The organism is Actinotignum timonense (genome assembly GCF_030216305.1).
GTDB classification, from domain to species: Bacteria; Actinomycetota; Actinomycetes; order Actinomycetales; family Actinomycetaceae; genus Actinotignum; species Actinotignum timonense_A.
The window spans coordinates 106,112-130,522 of sequence record NZ_JASOKT010000004.1 but is presented as its reverse complement, the minus strand read 5'-3'; the positions used below and the strand labels follow the sequence as shown (position 1 = coordinate 130,522).

The window sequence follows — 24,411 nt, the reverse complement described above, 5'->3', positions numbered from 1 at the left end:
CGGCACGATCAGACGCGCGTGATCCCCGCGAAGTCAAAGGCGGCCGCGAGATCGTGGTGGAGGCGGGGCACACCCATGATCTCCTGAATATGGCGTTCACCCGCGGTAGAGAGGCGTTCCCACAGCGCATCATCACGCATACCGTCCACAATGGCTCGCGCGAAGTCCTCCGGGCTATTGGCGATCAGCGCAGTCTCGCGGTCCTCTAGGCCCATGCCTTCCGCACCGATATCGGTGGTCACAATAGGCACGCCCCAGGAAAGAGATTCTCCAACCTTGCCCTTCACGCCCGCACCGTAGCGCAGCGGCGCGATGGAGAGCCGGGCCGGATTATACACATCAGCTAAATCAGCGGCGTAGCCGCACAGCTTCACGTCGTTCCCCTCGAAAACGCGCAGCGATTCCGGTGGGTTCTTCCCGTATACATTGACCTCAACATCGCCCAGTTCCTCGCGGACCAGCGGGTGCACCTCGGTGAAATACCAGTGCAGGCCATCCGCGTTCGGGGGATGGGCGAAAGAACCAATAAAACTTATGCTGCGCCGCCCCTGCAATCCCGCGGGGTGCTCCACCGGAACGTGCACATTCCCCACCACAAAGACCGGAAGTTCGGGATGGACCGCATGCAGCATTTTTGCTTCCTCGGAAGAAACAACCAGGGTGGCGGTGCTGGCCCGCATAACCCCGAGCTCCAATTCCTTGGTTTGGTGCGCAGCGGTGATAAGGGCATCATCACCGGCCAGTTTCGCTTCGCGTAATTCGCGGGTGCCGTGCAGGTCCACCGTGTCAAAAATAACGGGGACGCCCGGAAGTGCGTGGGTCACCGGGAAGATGGCAGCTGCGGCCACCCCGACCCGGGACAGGATCACTCCGCGTACATTTCCACGAAGCAAAATAGTAAGAGCGTAGGCGCTGATATTAGTTTGGCCGTGTTCATTGAACGAGTCGTAGACTACTTGAATTCCACGTTTCGTCAGGTTTCCAACATAAGGTTCGGGACGTTCCTTATTTTGCGGGATGAATATCGGTTGGTATCCGAGCCGGAGCAGCTCCAGCAGAATCTGCTCCATCCGCACCGAGCCAGAGTCCAGATCTGGGGTGATAACGGCGCCGTCGCATACAATAACAACATTTTTGGTATGAACAGCACGCTCCATTTCGAAGTCCGGGTCCTGGTAGCGGCTCAGCGGCTGTGATGCTAATTCTTTTGCCCATTTCTGAGCGAATTTTGCCTTATTAATGACCTGGTAGCGCTTCGTACCCTGCGAGGTATCTGTTCCATTCGAGACGCCTTCGTGGTGAATGACAAGGGAGCGCGGTTCGTAAACGGTACGGTAGCCCAGGCGCCGCACTTCAAAAGCTAGATCGGTATCTTCGTAATAGGCGGGGATATAGCGCTCATCGAAGCCACCTAACTCGTCAAGAATCGACTTGCGCACCGCCAAGCAGGCCCCGGAGCAATAATCCACATCCCGGAAATAGGTATAGGAGTGATTTTCCGGGTTATTGCCGTTGCCATAGTTTTCCGTAACGCCGTCGGCAAAAACGACGCCACCTGCCTCCTGAAGCGTGCCATCCGCATATACCAAACGAGCACCTACCAGCCCGATGGAGGGATCTTCCATGCGTTCCACGATAGGAATAAGCCAGGTGGGGCTGACCTCGGTGTCATTATTGAGATAGACAACAATCTCACCGCGAGCATGCTGGAGGCCGGTATTACAGGCCCGAATAAAGCCGCCATTTTTCGGCATATGAATGACCCGCAAGCCGAAAATACGATCCAGTTTCTTCCCGGTGGAATCCGGAGAACAATCATCCACCACGATGATTTCATAAGGAATATTCCCCGCGGTTGCCGCCACCGCCTTCAGGCAGGCAAATGTTTCCTTCCAATGCCCGTACACCGGAATAATGATGGACACCAGGGGCTGCTCCGAACAGGGCACCCGGTAGTGAACCTTCTGGAGCACTTTGCGACCGGCAGCTTCCGCACCCGGAACGTGGCGGAGTGCGGAGCGGAGTGCGGCTTTGGCCGAGGAGGAAGAAATAGTGGTCACGGCGGAATCCTTTGGTTGAAGAGGCGGCATCGGCTTTCTGCTCTTTGAATTGTACTGTAGCGGACCCGCGGCACGCGGGAGGCGAGGACGTGGCGGTGCCGCGGAGCTTGTTAGGCTAGGTGCTGGATCATCGCGACTGCGGCGGAGAGGGATATGAAACTATTTGTGCAGGTTCCGTGTTTGAACGAGGAAAAGACCTTGCCCCTGGTACTGGAATCCATCCCTAAGGAAATTCCGGGCATCGATAGCATTGAGATCCTCATTATTGATGACGGTTCCACCGATGCCACCGTTGAGGTCGCGAAATCCTACGGGGTGAAACACTTTGTGCGCCACGCCCGCAACCAGGGCCTGGCCCGCTCCTTCCGGGACGGGGTGGAATACGCGCTCGCGAACGGCGCGGATATTGTGGTGAATACCGACGGCGATAACCAGTACCCCCAGGAAGCCATCCCGGAACTGGTAGCTCCCATCGTGGCCGGGCACGCCGATATCGTTATTGCTGATCGCCAAACCTCAAAAATCGCGCACTTCTCCCGCTTCAAGAAGCTCATGCAGAATGTGGGTTCCCGGGTGGTTAACCGGGCGGCCGGCACCAAACTTCCGGACGCCGCCTCCGGATTCCGGGCCTACTCCAAGGGCGCGCTCTACCGCCTCAATGTGGTCACCCAATTCTCCTACTGCATGGAGACCATTATCCAAGCCGGAAATAAGCGGCTGCGCATCGACTCCGTGCCCATCACCACCAACCCAAAAACCCGCGAATCACGCCTGTTCTCCAATATTTTCCAGCACATGTTCAAATCCGGGACCGCGATTGTGCGCTCCTACCTCATGTTCAAACCCCATGTGCCCCTGGGCTGGACGGCGGCAATCACCGGGATCCTGGGTGCCATCCCCTTCATTCGCTTCCTCATCTTCTACTTCATGGGGCAGGGCGCCGGCCATATCCAATCCCTTATTTTCGGCTCGGCCATGATCGTGGCCTCCATTATCTCCATCACCATCCTCATCATCGCCGACCTCCTCAAAACCAACCGCGTCCTCCTCGAACAGCAACTAGAAGGTATCAAAGCCCTGCGTTTCGGCCCGCCGCGCCCGCTGGCTGCCGCCGCGAGCACCGACCAAGCCCCCAATGCCCTCGACGTTCCCGAAATGGATGACCCAGATCACCCAGATGATCCGGCTGCCGCCGCGAACGGGGGAGCCACCCGGTGAGAATCCTTGGCTTTGGCACCTACAACACCGCGAACCACCCCCGGGTCGGGGTGCTGCTGCGCGGGCTGGCCGAGCACGGCCACACGGTCCGCGAGCTCAATATTCCCCTCGATACCGGCACCGCCGGCCGGGTAGCGGCCCTCGCCAGCGCCCGCGGGGCTCTTTCCTTCGGAGCGGATATTGCCCGGCACTGGTGGCATCTGGTGCGCGCTTCCCGGCGCTTCCGCGGCCCGCATGCACCGGACGTTATCGTGGTGGGCTACCTCGGCCACTTCGATGTGCTCCTGGCCCGCCTCCTCTTCCCGCGCACCCCCATCGTGCTCGACCACCTCATTTTCGCCTCCACCACCGCCACCGACCGCGGCCTCAACACCGGTATCAAAGACCGCCTGCTGCGCACCCTGGATAGCGCCGCCATTCGCGCCTCCACCATCACGGTCCTGGATACCCCCGCGCACCTCGCGCAGATGCCCGAAAGCCTGCGCGCTCGCGGTGTCGTCGTGCCCGTGGGCTCGCCCGAAAGTTTCTTCGCGGCCCGCAGCCCGCATCCGGTTCACACCCCGCCCCGCGTGGTGTTCTACGGCCTTTTCACCCCGCTCCAGGGCGCCGTCACGATTGCGCGCGCCCTGCGCCTCCTCGAGGAGCGCGGCGTAGACCTCGAGGTCACCCTCATCGGTACCGGTCAAGATTACGCCGAAGCGCGCGCGATTCTGGAAGACGAAAGCACCCACGTGCGGGTAACGTGGCGGGATTGGGTCGACGCCGTCGCGCTACCGCGCGAAATTGCCGGCCATGACCTCTGCCTAGGCATCTTCGGGACTTCGGATAAGGCCCAGCGCGTGGTTCCCAATAAGGCCTACCAGGGCATGGCCGCCGGCCTGGCCCTCATCACCTCCGATACCGCCCCGCAGCGCGATATGCTCGGGGACGCCGCCTCCTATGTTCCCGCGGGGGATGCGAGTGCCCTAGCCGATATGCTGGACAGTTTCGCCGCGGATCCGGAATCCATCGCCGCGGCCCGTACCCGAGCCAGCGAGCGCGCGGATAATGCTTTCCACCCCGCTCAAGTGGTACGCCCTCTCCTCGCGGCCCTCGACCGGGTACCGGGCAGGCGGGGTACGGGCGCGGCCACCCACCACGCCAAAGAAAAGAGCCCCCGGTGAAGAAAATCCTCAGCGTCCTGCAAGCACCAGCTGTGCGGGCCGGCTTTATGCTCCTCGCGGTGATTGCCGCGATCTGGGCAATCGTGGCCAACCGGGAAGCGGTGGGGGAGGCGCTCGCGGCGCTGCCCTGGTGGGTGAGCCTGGCCGGAATCGCGCTCTCCCTGCTCTACGTGGCCTGCACGATGGTTTCCTGGCGCTATCTTCTCAATGACGTGGGCCAACCCGTGCCCGCCCGGGTGGCCCGGCGTATTTTTTACACCTCGCAGGTGGCGAAATACCTGCCCGGCGGAGTGTGGAATTTTGTGGCGGCCGCGGAAATGGGCGCGGCACATTCCATCGCCCGGCGGCGCTCCTTCGTGGCGCTGCTTCTCTCCATGGTGGTCTCTATCGTGACCGGCCTGGTGCTGGCGGTCCTCGCGCTGCTCCTGGGCCCGGCCGGCCTCATGGAAGAATACGGCTGGCTCGCCCTGGCCATTCCCGTGGGCGTGGTGGCCCTTATCCCGCCTGTTCTCAATAGGATCATTAGCCTGGGCTTGAAAATTCTGGGGCGCGGGGCGCTGGAAGCCCAGCTGAGCTGGCGGGGTACCGGCCTGGCGGCACTGTGGGCCGCGGCCGGCTGGCTCCTCATGGGTGCCCAACTCTGGCTCATGCTCATCTACCAGGGCATGGCCGCTTCGCTGCCGACCTTCCTGCTCGCCACCGGCGGCTACGCCCTGGGCTGGACCGTAGGTTTTCTGGTGTTCTTCGTCCCGGCCGGGGTGGGAGTGCGGGAATTGGCTCTTGCCGCGGTACTTTCTACCGCGGTTGGAAGCGGGCCGGTTGTCGTCGTCGTACTACTTTCGCGTGTTTTCACGACCCTCGCGGACGTGAGCCTCGGACTCCTCGCCGGCCTCGCCGCGCGCCGCGCGGCCCGCCGTTAAGGTGTGCGGATGCAGATACTCGCGCCAGGCGCGGCGTAGCGCGCTCAGGTGCGGGCGGTAGCGGCGCACCACAAGATACGCAACCGCGCAGGAAAGTCCCACGCACAAAAGGAGACCCAGCAGCGCGCGGGGCGGCGTCGTCCATAAAACCGCGAAGACGGGGGTCCGCAAGCCCACATAAAAACGCCAGGCCATCCGCACCGTGAAATCAATGGTCGTCACGGCGAAAAGCAGGGCCCCGGCCAACGAAAGTACCGGAATCAGGCGCGAATCGCGGGCAGAATCGGTGCGTTCACGCAGCTCGTGGTGCTGGAGGAGAGCCGCCGCGCAGGTCACCAAGAAGGGGAAGAAGAAGGGGAACCAGTAGCGGCCCTGCCACATGACGAGCGGGATGCGATCCGCCACCGCGGTATTGAGGAGCAGGGCGCTGAAGGGTAGCACCACCACCCCGAAAATAACCGCGCGGCGGTGGTGGCGCGCCCCGGCCCGGTAGACAGCAATGAGCAGGCAGGCGAAGAAAATCACGTAGCACAGGGAAACCGGGCTGCTCGGCTCCACGTTGCGCCAGCCCGCGGTTCCGATTGTTTCGTGAATGTAATAGGGCATGGTCCCCAGGATTTGCAGGCCCATGCGGAAAGCACCCTTATTGGCCACCGGATCGGGTGCTTTCCCGTAGGTGGAGGCCAGGTAATTCCAGCCGAACCAGGCCAGGCATCCCAGGGCGCACAGCCCGAGGAAAATCCAGAATCCGGGGGTGCGCAGGTAATGCCGCACCGCCACGCGCCCAAAAATAATAGCGAAAAGTAAACAGAGCAGGATCGCCCAGTAGGGGCCTACCGGGCGCGCGCAAATGAGGGGGATGGCGGCCAGCCCCCCGCCAATCCACCGCCACAATTCTTCGCGGGCGGGAACCCGGTTGAGGAGAGGGAGGAGGAAACCGGTGAGGGCCAGGGCCGCCCCGATTTCCATCGACTGCGGATTAGAAAAACCACTGAGGGAATAGAAACCCGGGGCCAGCAGACCGATGGTGAGATAGGGGAGCGCCGCGCTGCGCAACCCCGCGTACAGAGAAGAAAAGCCGAGCGCTGCCAGCCCGGCGAAAAGCCCGGCAGAAAGCACCCGGATACCCCACAGCACGTATTTCCCGGAAGCGAGCAGCAGGGGCCAGTGGGTGAGGTAGTAGTAGAGCGGCGGGTAATTAACCGCCGAGGTGCCCTGGGAGATAAGTTCGTCGTTCGTGGTGAAAATGCGCGAGCAGAAGGCGGTGGCGGCCGGGTCGTGGCGCCAGCAATCCGGGGCGCCGCGCCGCAAAAACGCGGGGGCCTCCACGCGAATACTTTTTTGGGGGATTTGCCCGGTGACCACCGCGTAGCCGTAAATTTCGTGCTGGGTTTCGTCGGGGCCGCCGTTGAGCGGGGTGAGCAAACTGAGCCCCATCGCATAGATAAAGAACCCGACGAATGCGAGGAGGAACATTTTCCCGTGCACTACCCGCCGGCGGTCCTGCGAAAAATCGATGGAACGCGCCTCAGCAGCATTGCCGCCCATGATCACCTCGATGAGTTATTGATTGACGTACATCTCATAACAAATAAGCCCCTGGAATTATATGACGGGCAGGCAAGAATCGGCACATCTGCGGGTGGAACGCCACGTGAGCACCAGGTACGTGCCCGCTACCGCGATAGCGAGCGCGGCGCCGATAAGGGCGTGCGGCGGGGTATCGGTGAGGACCCGCCACAGCGGCGCCGTGGTGATACCCGCGTAAAAACGCCAGGCCATCCGCACCGTAATATCAACGGTCGCCAGGAAAAAGAGGGTGGAGGTTGCCCGCGCCAGGGCCCCGCTTATATTGGTACGACGGCGCCCGGAGGTTGCTATAACAGCCACGCACACCCAGAAGAGCGGGAAGAGGAAGGGGAAGCCGTAGCGGCCCTGCCAGATGGGGAAGGTGGTGCGGCTGAGCACCAGGGTATTCATAAGGATGGCGCTGAGCGGCAGGGAAATAAAAGCCAGGGCGATGGAGAGGCGGTGCCGCCGCTGCCCCCAGCGCCACGCGGCCGCCACCACGGCGAAGAGGACCACCCAGTAGAGCACCGTGACCGGCACCGAGGTAGTCACGGAGCGCCACCCGCCCGTGCCGATCGTCTCGTGCATGTAGTAGCGGAAATTCCCGAGGAGGCGCAGGGTGAGAGCGCTCCAGCCGTCATTGGTGACTTCGGTGGGGGTGGGGCCGTAGATGGTGGAGATGCGGGTCCAGGCCAGCCAGGCCAGGCAGCCGGCAGCGCACAGGGCCATGAATATCGCGAAGGCGCGGGTGCGAATATACGTGCGCACCCGCTCGCGCCCGAATACCCCGGCCAGGAGCAGGCACATGGCAATAGCCCAGTACGGGCCCACCGGGCGCGCCATAATGAGCAGCAGCGCCGCGCAGCCCCCCGCGATCCAGCGCCGCGCTGTTTCCCGAGGGGGGAGGGGCCGGAGGAGCGGGATGAGGCATCCGGCCATGGCGAGGGCCGCCCCGATTTCCAGACTTTGGGGATTGGAAAAACCCGCGAAAGTGAAGAACGCCGGGGTGAGGACAGTGAGGGCAATAAAGGATTCGAGGCGGTGGGGCAGGCCGGCCGCGAAAGCCGATACCCCGAAAGCCGCCAGCAGGGAAAAGAGGAGCGCTGAACACAGGCGCACCGCCCAGAGCGCCGCCGCTCCGCTGAGGAAGCGCAGCGGCTGGTGGGTGAGGGCGTAGTAGAGGGGCGGGTAATTGACCGCGCTTGTTCCCATTTCCCGCAGGGTGGCATCCGAGCTGATCGGGGGCGAACACCACGCGGTTTGGGAGCGGGTGGTACGCCAGCAATCGGGCGCACCCGAACGCAGGTAGCGCGGGGCGAGCACCCGCTCCGATTCGAGGGGAATATTCCCCGTGACCACCTGGTAGCCGTAAATTTCATGCACGGGTTCATCCGGGGAACCGTGCAGCGGAGTGAGCAGGCTCAAGCCGGTGGTGTAGCAAAGAAAAGCGAGGAAAGAAAAAAGGAAAACCCGGGGGGACCACAGCCCGCGGGAGGGCGGCGCATCCGGAGCTTGCGGGTCCGCGGGGCGAGCTGGATGAGCTGGATGAGCTTGGCGGTGCGAGCGCGATGTCATACTGCCGCGTCACCTATGCGCCCGCCGCGCCGCCGCCGCGCATCGCGTAAGCCTTGGCGCATAAGCTGGCGCCGCTCGGCCCCGCGGTCCAGGAGGAAGCCGTTAAAGGCCAGGTATTTCGCCAGCCACCAGGCATAGCGCACCCGCCACTTGCCCGGGAATAGCGAACTGCCAATAACGCGGGCGGTATTGCGCACCAGGTAATAATTGCGGATTGGGGCGTGCACGTGCACCGGTTGCGTGCGACCGGGAAGAAGAACGACGGCGTCACCTAGGGAATGGTAGAGCCGGGCGGCCGTCACGCATACCAGGCGCCACCCCTGGCTCCGGGCTCGCACGCCCCACTCCAGATCCACGTGGTCAATAAAGAGAGCGGTGCCCATTCCCCCCACGTCATCGAGCGTTTCCATCCGGATGAGGCACCCGGAGGCAATAAGGAAAGCCACGTCAAGCACCGGGCGTTCCAGCTCGGCCGCGGTGGCACGCTTGGGGGCCCACTCGCGGGCAACGTAAACCAGCTGATCCTCCCCTTCGCGTTCTTCGCTGGGGAGGGGGCCGGCCGCACCGATCTGCGGATTGCCGGCCAGTACCTCAAGCAGGCGGGCCACCATATCCGAGCCAACCAGGGAATCCTGATCCATGAGCAGCACGAAACGAGCAGCGCGAGCCCGGGCCTGTTCGATACCGATATTCGTGGCCGCCGCAATCCCGAGATTCTGGGCGAGCGGAACGAACTGGGCACCCACCGCACGAGCACTTTCCGCTACAGCTGCCCGGCGCGATTCTTCCGAACCGTTATCAATAACCACCACGTGCCCCACCTGCAAGACCAACGCGGTGAGACGGGTTTCGCAGTTCCCGTCCGGGTTATAGGTAATGACAACCGCGGTGACCTGGTTGGCGAGGGCGGACAGTTCAGCCCGCTTCATATTTAGCTCCGCAGGGTGGCGAGGAAAGCCTGGACATCCTCATAGCGCGGGAGGAGCCCGCTGCGTTCGGCCTCATCCAGGTCGGGAGCATCGGTATCCTTCGGGGAGAGCAGCAGCTCAAGCTTCTTACCCTGGCGATCAGTTTCCGGGAATACCAGGCCCACTTGCGAGCACAGCGGATTCACCCCGTGTTCCCGCCCGGGAGCGTATTGCGCCGAGCACAGGTAAACCACGGTGGAATCATCTTCCAGGGCCACGAAGCAGTGGCCCAGGCCCTCCGAAATATAAATCGCCTTCCGGGTGTCATCATCGAGAAGAACGGAATCCCACTTCCCGAAGGTGGGGGAGCCCACCCGAATATCAATAACGAAATCGAGAACTGCACCGCGCGGGCACATTACGTACTTCGCCTGGCTGGGCGGCACATCGGCGAAATGGATACCACGAACGGTGCCGGCCTTGGATACCGAGGTATTCACCTGGCGCACATCCAAACGGTGGCCGATTGTTTCTTCAAAAACAGAGGATTTGTAGGCTTCCAAGAAAATACCGCGTTCATCGGGGAAATGCTTGGTGGTGATTTCCCATGCGCCCGCAATCGCTAATTCCCGAATCTCCATAATGTTCCCTCACTCGGCTACTCGATGTACGGGAACTACGATACCTTCTCCGCGCCGGTGATGCGGAAGCTAGACTGGGATAACCAGCGCGTTTCCCGCGGCCCTACCGGTACCATCCGGTGAGGAGGGGATCGCCGGGCGCCCCGTGAATTCCCCGAAGGACCGTATGCGAACCAGTGATACCACCATGAGCTCACGCCGTTTCTATACGTGCGCGGGGCTCCTCACGGTTCTCTTCCTTATCTGGCAGATGCTCTGGGCGCTTGCCAGCCCGCCGCTGCGCACCCCGGATGAACCTCACCACCTCAATTCCGTTATTCGACTCGAGCAGACCGGGCAGTGGCCCGATCCGGGAACAAGCTGGCTCTACCGCGATATTTTTGAAGCCTCCCGGGCCAGCGGCCTGCTGGTGGAAGGAGCTCCCAGCTACTCCCTGCACTACCGCACCCGGTTGGGGCGAGATGCCTGGATCGGCGCGGATCCGGATTCCTACCGCAGCCAGAAACTCCTCCCGCACGAGCAACGCCGCTCTGCGCGAGCTGAAAGCACAGTCCCTATTCTGGATCAGATGACCCAGCACCCCCCGCTTTATTACGCCGGCGGGGCCCTGGTGTTACGCGCCACCGGAATGACGGATGCCCCCTGGGACCGCCAGATTCTTATCCTGCGGCTCTACTCCATTGTGCTGACCTCACCTCTGGTGCCCTGCCTTGTTTTCGCGGCGCGGCGCACCGGACTGAGCCGGCGCGGTGCGCTCCTGGCTTCCGGCACGGTATACGCCATCCCCATGCTCAGCTTTATCTCCGCTTCGGTCACTAACGACGCCCTCTTCATCGGGGCCGGGGCACTCACCATAGCGGCAGTGAGTGCAGCTATGTTCGGTGCCGGGCAGTGGCGCACCGTGCTCGCGGCCGGGCTTGCCTTAGGGCTTGGCCTGTGGAGCAAAGGAACCTTCATCCCCATGGGGCTGGTGGTTTTCCTCGCCTTCCTCGCTAATCCGCGTATAGGTGGATGGGGGCGGCGCCTGGCTCAGGGGTTGAGCGCGGGACTCATCGGTGTTCTCACCGGCGGCTACTGGTGGCTGCGTAATATCGTGCGCTACGGGGTGATCCAACCCGATGGTTTCCAGGCCCAAGCCACGGAGCCGGGCACCGATATCGGTTTCTTCGCCGAGCGGGTGACCACCTCTTTCGTGGACTCTTTCTGGTCGGATTTCGGGTGGCTGGATATCACCTTCGCACCGCTCCTCCTCATTCTTCTCACCCTCCTCACCGTTCTTTTCCTCGCGCGTGCCCTTGGCACCCATCCGGATAAAAGCTGGCGCCTCCTTCTCTTCACCGCGAATATTGTGCTGGTTCTGGGCATGCTCATCGTGCAGGCCTACAACCAGTACCGCGGATTGGGAATTATCGGTGGGGTGCAGGGCCGCTATCTTTTCGCCGGAGCCCTGGGCTTGCTGGTGGTTATTGCGATGGGGGCAGCCGGGCGCCATTGGGATCCGCCGCTCACGGCGCCCGCGGGCCGGCCGCGCTACCGTGAAGAAGCTGGATGGCGCAGTTTCCTCCTGCCCGCAGTGGTGGCCGCAAGCATGCTGCTCTCTGCGTACGCGATGCTGCTGTGGCTGCGTTCGTGCTACCCGGGAGCATTTTTCGGGATGAATCTGGAGCGCTGGGCGCTCGCGGCGGGGCTGCCGGTACCCGTGCTCGGCGCGGCACTGGCGCTCGGATACGCCGCGCTTCTGGGTGCCGGACTGGTGTGCTACCGGCTCACCCGGGTGGAACTACTACCCCAGTTTCGCCCCGCGGAGCTGGCGTACTGCCCCGCCGGCTCCTCCCACCCTGCCGCGGCTGCGGTCCAATGAGTACAATAACGCGGGTATAGACCAAGGAAAGGACACCCATGCGCTGGATGGTTACCGGAAGCCGGGGAATGCTCGGCCAGGATCTCGTTGCTCTGCTGGCACAGCGGGGGCAGAACGTGCTCGCTGTGGATAAGAGCGAGCTGGATATTACCGATCCGGCCGCGGTGGCGCACCTGGTCGATAAGGTCGACGTCGTCGTTAATGTTGCTGCGCATACGGCCGTAGATAAAGCCGAAAGTGAGGAGGCGGCAGCCTTCACCATTAACGCAACCGGCCCGCAAATCCTGGCGCGGCGCACCGCGCAGATCGGCGCGAAACTGGTACAGGTCTCCACAGATTACGTATTTTCCGGCGACGCCGTGGACCCCTACGAAGAAAATGACGTTATGAACCCCAAGGGCGCCTACGGGCGCACCAAAGCGGCCGGGGAGTGGGCGGTACGCGCCGAAACGGAGGACTACTACATCGTGCGGACCGCGTGGCTGTACGGCGCCCAGGGCAATTGCTTCCCGAAAACCATGGCGCGCCTGGCCTCCGAACGCGATGCGCTGTCCGTGGTGACCGATGAGGTGGGGCAGCCCACCTGGACCGTGGATCTTGCCGATCTTATCTACCGCATGGTCGAGGCGAATATTCCCTCCGGGACCTACCACGGCACGTCCTCGGGGAAGACGAACTGGTGGAATTTCACCCGCGAGATCGTCTCGACGCTCGGTAAAGACCCCGCGATGGTGGGGGAGACGACGGCGGCTGCCTTCAACCGGCCCGCTCCGCGCCCGCATTTCTCGGTGCTATCCCACGGCGCCCTGCGCCGGGCCGGTATCGAGCCCATCGGGGATTGGAAGGAACGCTGGGAGACCGCGGCCCCGAGCGTGCTCGCGGAGTACTTGGGCTAGCAGTGGACTAGCGCGGCATACGAACGGGGCGGCCGACACCATGTCAGCCGCCCCGATTGTGTGAATGGGTCCGAGTTACTCGCCCGCCGCGTTCGCGCGAGCGCCCGCTCTAGTAGCTCGCGGAAGGAATATCGTGCTGGGCTTCCAGTAGCCCGAGCAGGTAGTCCCCGTACCCGGATTTACGCAGCTTCTCTCCGCGTACCCGCAGCTCCTCATCGCTGAGGAATCCGCGCCGCCACGCCACTTCCTCCGGGCAGCCCACCGAGAGACCCTGGCGGGCCTGGATGGTGCGCACGAAGCTGGTGGCATCCGCGAGGGAATCGAAAGTGCCGGTATCCAGCCACGCGGTACCGCGGTCGAGCACCTCAACTTTGAGCTTGCCTGCCTCTAGGTACTTGCGATTGACGTCCGTGATTTCGTATTCCCCGCGCGCGGAGGGTTCGAGGTTCCGGGCGATTTCGATAACATCATTGTCGTAGAAGTACAGGCCCGGTACCGCGAAATTGGACTTCGGGTGGGCGGGCTTTTCTTCAATGGAGATCGCCTTGAAATTCTCGTCAAATTCGACGACGCCGTAGGCTCGCGCATCCGAAACATGGTACGCAAAGATAGCGCCACCATCCGGATTGGTATTGCGTTCCAAGCGGCGTCCCATCGTGGGGCCGTAGAAAATGTTATCGCCCAGCACCAGGCCGGCCGGTTCGTTACCGATGAAATCGGCGGCGATGGTGAAAGCTGTGGCCAGGCCGTTAGGAACTTCCTGCACCGCGAAGGAAATACTGATGCCGAATTGGCTGCCGTCCCCGAGGAGCCGGTGGAACGCCGGGGCATCTTCGGGCGTTGTAATAACCATGACATCGCGAATCCCGGCGAGCATGAGCGTGCTCAGGGGATAGTAGATCATCGGTTTGTCATACACGGGTACCAGCTGCTTGGAGGTGCCCAGCGTAACGGGATGAAGTCGAGTGCCGGAGCCTCCGGCCAGAATGATTCCACGCATAGGGTCATTTTTGCTTATTTGCAGGCCGGGCGCCACCGGCCGGGCCGCTTTCGGGGGCTGCCGGGCCGGTTTCAGTGCCTTCAGGCCGGTTTCTGGTACTGCTGGCCGGGTTCGAGTGCCGCCGGCCGGTTACGCTCCTCGTGATTGTGAGCAAATCGCTCACGTGGCCTAAAGCGCACCTGGCCGCGGCAACACGCCGGACTCGAACGAAAGTTCGGGTGGGCAATATACCGCTTTCGCTTGACTTTTTGGGTATGACACGCTTGTAATTTACAAAGAGACCTTGGTTAGAGGAGGACATGTGCGGAGGATTAACCCCGGCTTGCGCGTCGCGGGGAGCGGCGGATTGACACCGCAGGACGCCCAGGATGCCATGCTCGATATCTTCGACCTCGGTTACGATAAAGCGGATTCGGCATCGCTGCATTGGCGTGAATCCGCGCTGTGTGCCCAAACCGATCCCGATATTTTCTTCCCCGAAAAAGGTGGCTCAACCGCCCCTGCCACGTCGATCTGCCACGAATGCCCGGTGCGGGAGGAATGCCTAGAATACGCCCTCCAACATGATATTCGTCACGGTATTTGGGGTGGTATGTCGGATAATGACCGCCGGCGCCTGAGCCGGCAACGCCGCCGCGTCGGCGAGGCATAACCGCCCAGCGCCCGCGCTGGCGTAGCATCAACAGCAATGCAGTTCAGAATTCGCGCTCTCGTTATTACCCGGCCGGGCTCCGCCTACCTGGAGGACACCCTCGCCGCGCTGGAATCCTCCACCCGAAAACCCGATGCCATCAGCGTGCTCACCGGAAAACTCGGGGTAGCTGTCAATGACGCGGTTGCCGCGGATGCCCGTGACACACCAAGCGGCGAAGCACGCGGCACCGGCGAGTCCGCCCCGGCTGAATCGACTGCCGCAGAATCCACCACCGGCAGCTATGACGCCTACTGGATCCTGCACGACGATAGCGCACCCGCCCCGGATGCCCTCGCGAACCTCGCCCGCACTCTGGAAAACGGCGCCAATATTGGCGCGGTGGGTTGCAAACAGGTGGATTGGGCGGACCCGGGCGCCCTCCTGGAAGTCGGCATCCGCGCCACTCGCAGCGCGCGGCGAGTCCCGGAAGTCGCCCTCGATGACCGCGACGGTGGGCAGCTGGACGGGCGCTCCGACGTGCTCGCGGTGGGAAGTGCCGGCATGCTCGTGCGCGCCAGCGCCCTGCGCGAGGTGGGCGGTTTCGATACCTGGCTGGGGCCCTTCGGGGACGGGCTCGAACTCTCGCGGCGGTTGCGCGGAGCGGGCTGGCGCGTCGTCGTTGAACCTTCCGCCACCGTGCGCCACGCGCGCGTCTCCCTCGGCAACGACGGCCGCGATTCTTTCGCGGCCCGCCGCGGCGCGCAACTCTACAACGCGGTGCTCGCCGCCCCCGCGCTGCTCGCGCCCTTCCTGTTCCTCGGGTATGTGCTGCTCGGCCCGGTGCGGGCACTGGTGCGGCTGCTGGGCAAAGAGGCACGGCTCGCGGACGGTGAAATACGCGGGGCCGCGCGCTTGCTCGGGAGCCTTCCTGCGCTGATGCGGGCTCGGCGGCGGCGCCGGCGCACCGAAAAAAGCCGTGCCGGACTCGCGGCCCTCGAAGCGCGCGGGCGTGATGTGCGCGCGGCACGGCGCGAAATGACACGCAGCGAGCGGGAGAAAATCCGTTTGGTGGCGCGCCCGAATCCGCTCGAAGAAGCGGAACGACGGCGCTGGCACCGGTCCACCGCACGTGCCCGGCGCACCGTCCTCCTTCTGACCGCCCTCGTGGCGGGAGTGGCGGCCTTCCCGCTGCTGCGCGGCGGGTACCTGAGCGGCGGGGCGTTGCGCCCCGATGCTCTTACCGGCACCGAAGTGTTGCGAGCCAGCCTGCCTGGCTGGCTCGCGGTGGGGGATGGCAGCCCCGGGCGCATCGACGCGCTATGGACCCTGCTCTCCCCGCTCGCCCTGGCACTCCAGCCCTTCGGGGGCACCCTGGGGGACGCCGCGGTGCTCCTGCTCCTGAGCGCCCCCGTGCTGGCCGGCATGACGGCTTTCTGGGCGGCCCGCACCCTCACTTTCTCCCCGCATGTGCGCGCGGTGGCCGGCCTGGTGTGGGCCGGGGCCGGGCCCCTGGTGGGGGCGTTGAGCGCGGGCCACGTGGCCGGGGCGCTTGTCCATATACTTGTGCCGGTGCTGGCCGCCTCGGTGCTCTCCGTGTGGCGCCTACCCCGCACCCGCGACCGCATCGAATCCACCGCGGGCCTGGGCACCGCGGCGCTCGCCGGCATCTACCTGGCCGCCGCCGCCCCGGTCATGCTCGCCGTGCTTCTTCTCATTGCTCTGGTGGGGGCGCTGCGCTGGCGGCGCCTGCGCTGGCTGTGGGTGGTGATTCCCGCGGCCGTGGTGGTTATTCCCGGGCTCGAAGCTTCCTGGCGGCTGCTCTTTGCCACCCCGGGGGAGCCGTTCGCGGCCCGCCCGGGCACCCTCGACCTCCTTTCCTTCTTCCCCCTCGCCCAACCTGAGGCCCTTCCGTGGCTCGGGGAGATCGCCCTCATCTGCGCGGCCTGCCTCGTGGTGATCGCGGTACTGGCCCTGGGGCGGGCGCGCAATTGGCAGCGCATCCGCGCCGGCTGGTTGATCGCCGCGGCCGGTTTCGCCTGGGCGCTTGCCTCCACTCGCGTATCCGTGGCCCAGGTGTACGACGGCGCCACCGCACTCAGCGCGCCAGCCTGGAGCGGTATCGGCTTGAGCGTGGCGCTCGGCGGGCTGTGGATCGCGCTGGTGAGCGCCGGGGATGGCCTACGTACCGATATGAGCGGCCGCTCCTTCGGGCTCTACCAGCTCTTCGGCCTGGGCTCGGTCGCCGTACTGATCCTGAGCGCCCTGGCCGGATCGGGCCTCTACCTCAGCCGGGCCCTCACCGGCACCACCGAGCTCCAGCAGGAAACCGGGAGGCCGGTGCCGGCCGCTGCCACCCTCGAAGCCACCTCCCCGGACCGGGTGCGAGTCCTCGCCCTCTATCCGGCCGAGAACGGTATTCGCGCCGAAATCTGGCGCGGGCCGGGCCGCCAACTCACCGATAACACCATGGCCGGCGCGCTCGCGGCCCTGGAAGGAACCTACTCCGGGGATGCCGCCGCGGCGGACGTGGCCAGCGCCGTCGCCGATATGAACGCTGGAAACCCGCGCGCCGCGGATATCCTGGCCGAACACGCCATCTCCTACGTGGTGATCCCCGCCCAGGCACCCCGGGCCGGGGAGCTCGCCCGCGCCCTGGGTTCCACCGGGCGTTTCGATATGATTAGCGCCACTGAGCAGCAGCTTTCTTGGAGACTGACCCGCAGCGAGGCGAGCGCCGTGGATGCCGCGCGCCTCACCCTGGACGGCAGCGCGCTACCCGCCGGGCGCTACAGTGTGGACACCGAACTACCCGCGAGCGCGGGCCGCAGCGGCGGAATTGTGCGGCTGGCCGAACGCCAGGACCCGCTGTGGGAAGCCCGCCTGGACGGCGAGCGCCTCCCCGTCTATAACGCCGGGTGGGCCCAAGCTTTTGAGATACCGGCCGGGAGCTCCGGGCGCCTCACGATTACCTATAACCGCACCGGGGACGCCCTGGTGGCCTCCGCGCGGATCTTGGCCGTGGCCGCGGCGCTCGTGGTGGCTATTCCGGTGCGTCGGAAGGTGGTGGAGTAATGGACCAGGTTCGCGATGAAGCCGAAGTGGGGCGTGCCAACGGGCGCGGGGCGCGCTGGCGCCACCTCACGGTGCGGGCCGGTAGTGCGCTCGCGGCGGCGGGAATCGCCGCCGCGGTAGCGGCGGCCGGCGTCGTTCTTCCCACCGGGGCGCCGCGCGCGGTAGAAGCCGAAGTGGCGAGCGCGGGAGAAGCCCCCACCCAGCTGCTCTGCGGGGGCGGATTCGAACAAACCATTTCCGCGGGCATGACCGTGGAGGGCACCCCCGGGGGAAACGCGGAAAATATCGCCACCCAGGTGCTGCTTTTCGGCACCGCGGATAAGGAAGCGCGCGCGGCGCTCCCCACCGGCACCATCCTCAGCGCCGATCCCGGCGAGGTTCTTTCCGGCGCGGTCGCCTATAGCGCCCAGGGCGGTAACGGGCGCGGTCTGGCCACGAATACCTGCGTGAGCGGGGCGGGAGACCTGTGGATTACCGCCTCGGCCACCAGCGTGGGGTACTCCAACCAGCTTCTCCTCACCAATCCGGGAGCCGCGCCTATTACCGTGCGGGTGGATGGCCTGGGCGGGGCCGGGCCGCTCGGCACGGTGCGAGTGGCGGTACCCGGGCGCTCCACCGTACGCCACACCCTGGACGGCTTGCTCGCCGAAGATTCCCGCCTGGCCCTCCACCTGAGCACCCAGGCCGGCACCTTCGGAGCCACCCTGCAAAACCAGCATATTTCCGGAACCAGCGGCGCCGGGGTGGACTTCGCGACCGGCGCCCCGGCCGCCACGGAGCTGACCATTCCGGGAATCCCGGAGGGCTCCACCCTGCGCATCGCCAACCCCGGGGAGGCCACCACCTTCACGGTGCAGCTCACCGGGGAAGATGGCACCACCCGCACCCTGCCCGGTGGGGAAGATGTGCAGATCGCCGCGAATTCCGTTATGGACCTCACTTTGGCCGGTATCGACCCGGGCACCTACGCGGTGCAGGTGCGCGGGGCGCAGCCCCTCGCCGCGGGCGCGTTACTGAGCGGTGGGGGAGATGCGGCGTGGGCCAGTCCGGTTGCCCCGGCCGCTCGCACCGCGGGAAGCTTCGGGCCCGGCCCGGCCCGCCTGGCACTGGCCGGGCGCGGCCACGTTGACATCACCCCGGTGGGAGCCGACGGCGTGGACCTCGATCCCGTGAATGCCCAGGTGCGCGGATACGCCACGGTTGAGCTACCTGAGGCGGCCCGCGGCTACCGCATCGAGGCGGAAAACCCGGTGAGTGCCGCGGCGCTGATCCTAGCCCCGAATGGGGAAGCCGGCGGGGCCAGCGGAATTGATTGGGTGAGCGCGGTGGCCGACCAGCGCGAAGCGCTCTCTGCCCGTGTTGCGGTGCGCCAGAACTAGAAACCACGGGGCGAGCCACCTAGGCGTGCGCGATACATAAAAGCGCACCACCGCGTCGCCGCGGCGCGCAGGAACGCAGGCACGCGGGCCGCAGCTGCGGCGTCGTACCAAAAACTAGAAACCGCGCCGCAAAAAATCGATGTCTTCGGGGTGGCGGGAAATCGCCGCGGCGAGCTGCTCGGTGACGATATCGTGGATGACGATACGCGGGAAGGGACTGGCCATCGCGGTGCGCATCATCGGCATCCGGTAAAACAGCAGCCGCGCCCGCACCGCGCCGCCGCGTTCGAAAGGCAGCAGGCGCGCGAGCGGCACGCCATCCTCCCACGGCGAAGGATCCGAGGCCGGAACATCCATCACCGCGAAATCAAGATCGCGCATATCCTCACCGAAATGGGCGCGGTAGGTGGCGAGTTCGGCGGCGATAATATCGTCGAATTTATCGGCGCGGGTGCGCCAGGCCGGCAGGGTATAGGGGATCACCGGTCCTCGAATGCCCCGTCCGTGCCGATCACGGCGGCGGGGGCGAGGCTGGGAAGGAAAAGTGTCCATACCCCAAGGTTACACGGGCGTGCTAACGTCTAAGGCGTGAGTCCGTTGAGAAAGTGTTCCCGCACCACGTGCCAGCAGCCGGCCGTTGCCACGCTGACGTACCAGTACGCGGAAGCAACCGCCGTGATCGGGCCGCTCTCACCGGTGGCCTCCCCGGGCACCTTCGACCTGTGCGAAGCCCACGCCGAATCGGTGACCGTCCCGCGCGGCTGGCAGATGATCCGCCTGCGCACCGAATTTGAACCGGCCCCGCCCTCGGATACCGACCTCATGGCGCTCGCGGATGCCATCCGCGAAACCGCCACCCGCCAGCCACCCGAACCCACCCGCGCTACCCGGCGGGTGAGCCGCCCCTCCGATGTGGAGGTGCGCCCGCGCCTGAGCGTGGTGCGCAGTGAAGAGCCGGAAACGCCGAAAGACAACTAGAGGTACGACGGCGCATCGTCGGCCCCGCGCCTACCGCGTCCCGGCTTCGTACCCACGCCGCACGCCGCACGCCCCGCAGCCGCCGCACGCAACCGCGCACCCCATTCGTGCGTTTTTCTGCACGATTGGCACGAACGTGAGAAAATGGCGCTATGACTATGCGCGTTCTTGTGGTCGATGACGATCCCGGTATCTCTGAAATGGTGGCGATCCTGCTGGAATCGGAAGGATACGCCGTGACGGTGTGTGCCACCGGCACCAATGCCCTGCCTATTTTCCGGGCGGAAACACCGGATATTGTGCTGCTGGACGTCATGCTGCCCGGAATGAGCGGGGTGGAAGTGGCCCGCCAGCTGCGCGAAGAAAGCGATGTGCCCATCATTATGATGAGCGCGCTCACCGATTCGGTGGACGTGGTGGCCGGCCTGGAGGCCGGGGCGGATGATTACGTCACCAAGCCTTTTGAGAACTCGGTGCTGCTGGCCCGCATTAAGGCGCGGCTGCGGCGCACCGAACCGGAAGCGGAAACCCTGCGGGTTGCCGATCTGGTTATCGATCCGCGCGCCCACCAGGTCACCCGTAACGGGGAAGATCTGCACCTGACACCCCTCGAATTCGAGCTGCTCACCACCCTGGCGCGCAAGCCCTACCAGGTGTTTTCCCGCGAAGAACTCCTGGAGCAGGTGTGGGGCTACCGCCACGATTCCACCGATACCCGCCTCGTTAATGTGCATATCCAGCGCCTGCGCTCCAAGGTGGAAAAGGATCCGGATAATCCCGAGGTGGTTATTACGGTGCGCGGGGTGGGCTACCGGGCGGGGGCAACCCAGGAGTGAGTCAATTTTCGCGGCGCGGCTATATTCATCGCAGCCTCGGGAGCATGGGGCGTGGCGCCCTCACCTCATTTTCACAATCGTGGCGCACCTCCCTCAACGCGCGGGTGGTTTCCGCAATTGTGGCGATCGGGGTGCTCACCAGTATCGTCACCGCGGTGATTGTTGCCAACCAAACGCGTTCGCAACTCTATGAGCGCGCGGTGAGCGCCGCCACCGAACAGTTCTATGGCGCCCGCTCCCAAGCCCAGTACGTTTTTGACTCCGCGAACGCCCAGACCTCCGGAGCGGTCCAAGAAATCGCCAACGCGCAGGTGCGTTCCCAATTCGAGCCGATCCGCGGAGTGGTGGGCACGGCCCTCATCCGCTCCCCGGGGCAGAATACCGGTAACTATCTGGTGGCGGATGTGGGGGCACCCACCCCGGCAACCGTTATGGATGTGCTCACCCCCGAATTGCGCGAAGCCGTGCAGGAATCCTCCAGCCCGCAATGGCAGGCGGTGGCGATTGCCAAAGGGGAGGAATACACCCTCCCCGGGATTCTTATCGGCGCGACCGTGCGCCTGCCCAATGCCGGCATGTATGAGTTTTACACGCTTTATTCCTTGGAAAACGAAGAAGTGACGGTGGCGCAGGTTTCCCGGGTGCTTATGCTCGCCACCATCGCCCTGCTCACCATCGTGGCGGTGGCCACCGGGGTGCTCGTCAATGTGGTCTTGAAGCCGGTGCGGGCGGCGGCGGAAAATGCCCGCCAGCTAGCCGGGGGCGCTTTTGATGTTCGCATGGATGACCGCGGGGAAGACGAATTGGCCCAGCTCGGTTCCGCTTTCAATCAGATGGCCGAATCGCTCCAGGACCAATTCACCCGCCTCGAGCGGCTTTCCCAGGTGCAGCAGAATTTCGTATCCGCGGTCTCGCACGAATTACGTACCCCGGTCACCACGATCCGAATGGCCGGCCAGCTTATCTACGATAAGCGCTCCGAACTGCCCTCCAGCCTGCGCCGCTCGGCCGAACTCCAGCATTCCCAACTTATTTCCCTGGACACCATGCTCTCCGATCTGCTGGAGATTTCCCGCTTCGATGCGGGTTCGATGGTGCTGGAAACCAGCAAAATCGACGTCGTAGAAATTGTGCGGCGCGTGATTATCTCCCAGGCGCCTCTGATCGAAGCGAACGGGGTGCCCGTCACGCTCTCCGCGCGCGGGGAAACCGTGGCGAGCGTGGACTCGCGCCGCATCGAACGCATCGTGCGCAACCTCGTGGTGAACGCGGTGGAGCATGCCGAAGGCGGGCCCGTCAAAGTGCGGGTGGTCGGTTCGGATACCGCGGTGGCGGTGGAAGTATCCGACCGCGGTATCGGCCTGAGCCCCGAGCAGGCCTCCCACGTTTTCGACCGTTTCTGGCGCGCGGATACCTCCCGGGTCCGCAAATCCGGGGGAACCGGCCTGGGCCTGACCATCGCCCGCGAGGACGCCCTGCTCCACGAAGGGCGCCTGCAAGCCACCGGCGAATTGGGGGTGGGATCCACCTTCCTCCTCACCGTGCCCCGCACCCAAAAAGCGGCGTTCACCCCGCCGCTGCCCCTGCGGGTGGCGGCCGCCGAAGACTGGCAGGACAGCGGGGATATTCCCATTGAGATCGCGCGGGCGGATACCACCGGGTCCCTGCCCGCGGTGGGTACCACCGGCACGATTCCAGCTATCCGCGCAACTGCGGTAGCGCCAGTGGACGCAAGTAGCGGGGCCGCTGCGGCGGCGTCGCCGAAAAATGCGGTACCGGGCACGGGCGTTTCCGGTACGACGACGCACACCCCAAGCGCGCCCACCGGAACAATGGCGCCCACCGGTTCGGCGGCGCCTACCGGGCCGGCGGGGAAGGAGGACGCATGAACACGCAGGTGCTGAAGAAAGCGGGGCGGGGGCGTGCCCTCGCGGTGCTGCTCAGCGTGGTGATCCTGGCGCTGGCCGGCTGCGGGCGGCTGCCGCGCTCCGGGCCGGTCAATGAGGCGAGCGTGCCTCCCACCGAAGAAGCTGTTTTCGGCCTCACCCCGGCCGGGCCGGCCACCGGCGCCTCACCCGAAGAAGTGATCCGCGGTTTCCTGCTGGCCGGGAGCAGCGGGGCGGGCGACGATTATGCCACCGCCCGCCAATTCCTCACCAAAGAAGCCGGCCGCACCTGGAACCCGCGCTCCCAGGTGCGGGTCTACCCGAATTCTCAAAATATTTCCCCCACCCAACGCGAGGACGGCACCTACGTTATTTCGGTGACCGCGCAGGGAACCGTGGATACCGGCGGGCGCTACACCGAAGCCTCCACGGACGCCATCCACTCCACCACCTTCAAACTGGACCGCAATGCCAGCGGCGAATGGCGCATCGCGGAACTGGAAGACGGCATCATGATGACCGATAGCCTCTTCGCCTCCATGTACGTGCGCACCCCGCTGTATTTCATCGGTCCCGGCTCGGATACCATGGTGCCCGACCTGCGTTTCTACCCGAGGATGACCTTTATTTCCTCCACGATTGCCGGGCTGCTGGCCGGGCCTTCGCCGTGGCTTGCCGATGCGGTGCACTCGGAAATTCCTACCAGTTTGCGCATGGCCTCCAGCCCGAAACTGGAAAGCGGGGTGCTGACCTTGGATGTCACCGCGGAAATCTCCACCCTCAGCCGGGAATCCCAGGCGCGTGCCGTCCAGCAAATCCAGCGTTCCTTCACCGGCCAGAGCGTGGTGCCGGTGCATTCGGTGAATATTACGGTGTCCGGTGAGCCGCTCGATACCATCGCCATCGCTGACCTGCCCACGTATCCTTACGGGGCTTATGACCTCACGGTGCTGGAAAATAACCGGCCCTACAAGGTAGAAGAAGGCAAGACCCGCCCGGTCTTCAGCAGCGGGGTCTTCGACGATATCCAGGTGGCGCGCATGGCCGGGAACTATTCCGATTCGGTGGCCTCCTACGCCCTGCTCACTGCCCAGCGCGATGCCCTGGTGCGGGTGGGAAGCGATGGTTTCCAGCCCTTCACGATGGTGCGCGGGGAACGCCTGGTGGAGCCCTCCTACGACTACTGGGGCTGGGTGTGGACCTCCGAAACCGATAATAAGGGCGTGGTGCTGGCCGCGGCCGATGACGGCCGGGTGCGCGAGTTGACCGCGCCGTTCCTCAAGGGGGCGCGGATTCGCGAGGTGCGGGCTTCGCGTGAGGGCGCGCGGCTGCTTATCGTGGCGCAGGTGGGGGATACCGTGCAGATGCTCATTGCTCCCATCCAGCGCGATGCCCGCCACGAGCCGACGGCGCTCGGCGATCCCCTGGAAGTGGGCCAGCGCCTGGCGGATGTGAGCTCGGTGGCCTGGATTTCCAGCACGGATATCGCGGTGCTCGGGCGCGCCACCGCCGGCACCGATCCGCTGATTTTCGCGGTTCAGGTGGGCGGGCCCATGGAACGCCTCAACGTCACTCCCTATCCCGGTTCGGTGCGGCTCACCGCCGGGCGCGGGGAACAATCCATCGTGGTCCTCACCGACCAGCAGGTGGTTGCCACTCGCGACGGCGGGGCGTGGCGCCCGGTTGCCACCGGCGTCACGGATATTGTGCTGCCGGGGTAGCTGGGTTTTCGGGCAGCTGCGCTTGTCGCGGGGCTGGGTTTCTCGGGTAGCTGCGCTTGTCGCGGAACTGTCCACAAGTTCCCAAACGTCGCGC

19 protein-coding genes are annotated in these 24,411 nt (G+C 64.7%); 12 read left to right on the top strand and 7 right to left on the bottom strand.

Annotated features, from left to right (window positions below):
• Positions 1-8 precede the first annotated feature (8 nt).
• The gene (locus QP305_RS04100) at positions 9-2,060 is read right to left on the bottom strand and encodes a glycosyltransferase (protein WP_284904116.1); all 2,052 of its coding nucleotides are present in this window, start codon (positions 2,058-2,060) and stop codon (positions 9-11) included.
• Between the two features lie 153 nt (positions 2,061-2,213).
• Here QP305_RS04100 and QP305_RS04095 point away from each other — a divergent pair, with 153 nt between their 5' ends.
• The 3 genes from QP305_RS04095 to QP305_RS04085 are packed head-to-tail and all read left to right on the top strand — an operon-like array spanning position 2,214 to position 5,361.
• Entirely contained in the window at positions 2,214-3,278 is a 1,065-nt protein-coding gene (locus tag QP305_RS04095) for a glycosyltransferase family 2 protein (RefSeq protein ID WP_284904115.1), read from the top strand.
• Entirely contained in the window at positions 3,275-4,441 is a 1,167-nt protein-coding gene (locus QP305_RS04090; protein WP_284904114.1) for a glycosyltransferase family 4 protein, read from the top strand. The genes QP305_RS04095 and QP305_RS04090 overlap by 4 nt, the downstream gene beginning before the upstream one ends.
• Positions 4,438-5,361, top strand: coding sequence for a lysylphosphatidylglycerol synthase domain-containing protein (locus tag QP305_RS04085; protein WP_284904113.1), 924 nt, complete (start codon positions 4,438-4,440; stop codon positions 5,359-5,361). The genes QP305_RS04090 and QP305_RS04085 overlap by 4 nt, the downstream gene beginning before the upstream one ends.
• Here the strand turns inward: QP305_RS04085 and QP305_RS04080 are convergent.
• Genes QP305_RS04080 through QP305_RS04065 form a run of 4 tightly spaced genes read right to left on the bottom strand, consistent with a single transcriptional unit; the run spans position 5,275 to position 10,054 of the window.
• Positions 5,275-6,909, bottom strand: a complete 1,635-nt coding sequence (locus tag QP305_RS04080; RefSeq protein ID WP_284904111.1) for a hypothetical protein — start codon at positions 6,907-6,909, stop codon at positions 5,275-5,277. The genes QP305_RS04085 and QP305_RS04080 overlap by 87 nt on opposite strands.
• A gap of 57 nt (positions 6,910-6,966) precedes the next feature.
• A complete protein-coding gene (locus tag QP305_RS04075) occupies positions 6,967-8,505 on the bottom strand; it encodes a DUF2142 domain-containing protein (protein WP_284904110.1) in 1,539 nt (512 codons plus the stop codon).
• A complete protein-coding gene (locus QP305_RS04070) occupies positions 8,502-9,434 on the bottom strand; it encodes a glycosyltransferase family 2 protein (RefSeq protein ID WP_284904109.1) in 933 nt (310 codons plus the stop codon). Before QP305_RS04070 ends, QP305_RS04075 begins: the two co-directional genes overlap by 4 nt.
• Positions 9,435-9,436: 2 nt before the next feature.
• On the bottom strand, positions 9,437-10,054 hold the full coding sequence (locus tag QP305_RS04065; protein ID WP_284883091.1) for a dTDP-4-dehydrorhamnose 3,5-epimerase family protein: 618 nt from the start codon (positions 10,052-10,054) through the stop codon (positions 9,437-9,439).
• 166 nt (positions 10,055-10,220) lie between these two features.
• Between QP305_RS04065 and QP305_RS04060 the strand changes: the two genes are divergently transcribed.
• Positions 10,221-11,915 (top strand): DUF2142 domain-containing protein, encoded by a 1,695-nt coding sequence (locus QP305_RS04060; RefSeq protein WP_284904106.1) that lies wholly within the window; start codon positions 10,221-10,223, stop codon positions 11,913-11,915.
• Between the two features lie 38 nt (positions 11,916-11,953).
• The gene (gene rfbD, locus QP305_RS04055) at positions 11,954-12,811 is read left to right on the top strand and encodes a dTDP-4-dehydrorhamnose reductase (RefSeq protein ID WP_284904104.1); all 858 of its coding nucleotides are present in this window, start codon (positions 11,954-11,956) and stop codon (positions 12,809-12,811) included.
• 109 nt (positions 12,812-12,920) lie between these two features.
• Here the strand turns inward: rfbD and rfbA are convergent, their stop codons facing one another.
• Positions 12,921-13,811 (bottom strand): glucose-1-phosphate thymidylyltransferase RfbA, encoded by an 891-nt coding sequence (gene rfbA, locus QP305_RS04050; protein WP_284904102.1) that lies wholly within the window; start codon positions 13,809-13,811, stop codon positions 12,921-12,923.
• Between the two features lie 301 nt (positions 13,812-14,112).
• On the opposite strand from rfbA, the gene QP305_RS04045 reads away from it, so the two are divergent.
• Genes QP305_RS04045 through QP305_RS04035 form a run of 3 tightly spaced genes read left to right on the top strand, consistent with a single transcriptional unit; the run spans position 14,113 to position 18,896 of the window.
• Complete coding sequence (locus tag QP305_RS04045) at positions 14,113-14,463, top strand: WhiB family transcriptional regulator (protein WP_425319833.1); 351 nt, start codon at positions 14,113-14,115, stop codon at positions 14,461-14,463.
• 36 nt (positions 14,464-14,499) lie between these two features.
• Positions 14,500-17,517, top strand: a complete 3,018-nt coding sequence (locus QP305_RS04040; protein WP_284904101.1) for a glycosyltransferase family 2 protein — start codon at positions 14,500-14,502, stop codon at positions 17,515-17,517.
• Entirely contained in the window at positions 17,517-18,896 is a 1,380-nt protein-coding gene (locus tag QP305_RS04035) for a DUF5719 family protein (protein WP_284904100.1), read from the top strand. The genes QP305_RS04040 and QP305_RS04035 overlap by 1 nt, the downstream gene beginning before the upstream one ends.
• Positions 18,897-19,010: 114 nt before the next feature.
• On the opposite strand, the gene QP305_RS04030 is transcribed toward QP305_RS04035, so the two are convergent.
• Entirely contained in the window at positions 19,011-19,379 is a 369-nt protein-coding gene (locus QP305_RS04030; RefSeq protein ID WP_284904099.1) for a metallopeptidase family protein, read from the bottom strand.
• Positions 19,380-19,484: 105 nt separating this feature from the next.
• Here QP305_RS04030 and QP305_RS04025 point away from each other — a divergent pair, with 105 nt between their 5' ends.
• From QP305_RS04025 to QP305_RS04010, 4 genes are all read left to right on the top strand, one after another.
• On the top strand, positions 19,485-19,874 hold the full coding sequence (locus tag QP305_RS04025) for a DUF3499 domain-containing protein (protein WP_087070520.1): 390 nt from the start codon (positions 19,485-19,487) through the stop codon (positions 19,872-19,874).
• Between the two features lie 152 nt (positions 19,875-20,026).
• Entirely contained in the window at positions 20,027-20,710 is a 684-nt protein-coding gene (gene mtrA / locus QP305_RS04020; RefSeq protein WP_026428307.1) for an MtrAB system response regulator MtrA, read from the top strand.
• On the top strand, positions 20,707-22,599 hold the full coding sequence (gene mtrB, locus QP305_RS04015; RefSeq protein WP_284904098.1) for an MtrAB system histidine kinase MtrB: 1,893 nt from the start codon (positions 20,707-20,709) through the stop codon (positions 22,597-22,599). The genes mtrA and mtrB overlap by 4 nt, the downstream gene beginning before the upstream one ends.
• Complete coding sequence (locus tag QP305_RS04010; protein WP_284904097.1) at positions 22,596-24,317, top strand: LpqB family beta-propeller domain-containing protein; 1,722 nt, start codon at positions 22,596-22,598, stop codon at positions 24,315-24,317. The genes mtrB and QP305_RS04010 overlap by 4 nt, the downstream gene beginning before the upstream one ends.
• Positions 24,318-24,411: the final 94 nt, after the last annotated feature.

Coding starts and splice junctions, on each gene's coding strand:
- QP305_RS04095 (WP_284904115.1), top strand. CDS start 2,214: ATGAAACTATTTGTGCAGGTTCCGTGTTTGAACGAGGAAAAGACCTTG.
- QP305_RS04080 (WP_284904111.1), bottom strand. CDS start 6,909: ATGGGCGGCAATGCTGCTGAGGCGCGTTCCATCGATTTTTCGCAGGAC.
- QP305_RS04075 (WP_284904110.1), bottom strand. CDS start 8,505: ATGACATCGCGCTCGCACCGCCAAGCTCATCCAGCTCATCCAGCTCGC.
- QP305_RS04070 (WP_284904109.1), bottom strand. CDS start 9,434: ATGAAGCGGGCTGAACTGTCCGCCCTCGCCAACCAGGTCACCGCGGTT.
- QP305_RS04065 (WP_284883091.1), bottom strand. CDS start 10,054: ATGGAGATTCGGGAATTAGCGATTGCGGGCGCATGGGAAATCACCACC.
- QP305_RS04060 (WP_284904106.1), top strand. CDS start 10,221: ATGCGAACCAGTGATACCACCATGAGCTCACGCCGTTTCTATACGTGC.
- rfbD (WP_284904104.1), top strand. CDS start 11,954: ATGCGCTGGATGGTTACCGGAAGCCGGGGAATGCTCGGCCAGGATCTC.
- rfbA (WP_284904102.1), bottom strand. CDS start 13,811: ATGCGTGGAATCATTCTGGCCGGAGGCTCCGGCACTCGACTTCATCCC.
- QP305_RS04040 (WP_284904101.1), top strand. CDS start 14,500: ATGCAGTTCAGAATTCGCGCTCTCGTTATTACCCGGCCGGGCTCCGCC.
- QP305_RS04035 (WP_284904100.1), top strand. CDS start 17,517: ATGGACCAGGTTCGCGATGAAGCCGAAGTGGGGCGTGCCAACGGGCGC.
- mtrA (WP_026428307.1), top strand. CDS start 20,027: ATGACTATGCGCGTTCTTGTGGTCGATGACGATCCCGGTATCTCTGAA.
- QP305_RS04010 (WP_284904097.1), top strand. CDS start 22,596: ATGAACACGCAGGTGCTGAAGAAAGCGGGGCGGGGGCGTGCCCTCGCG.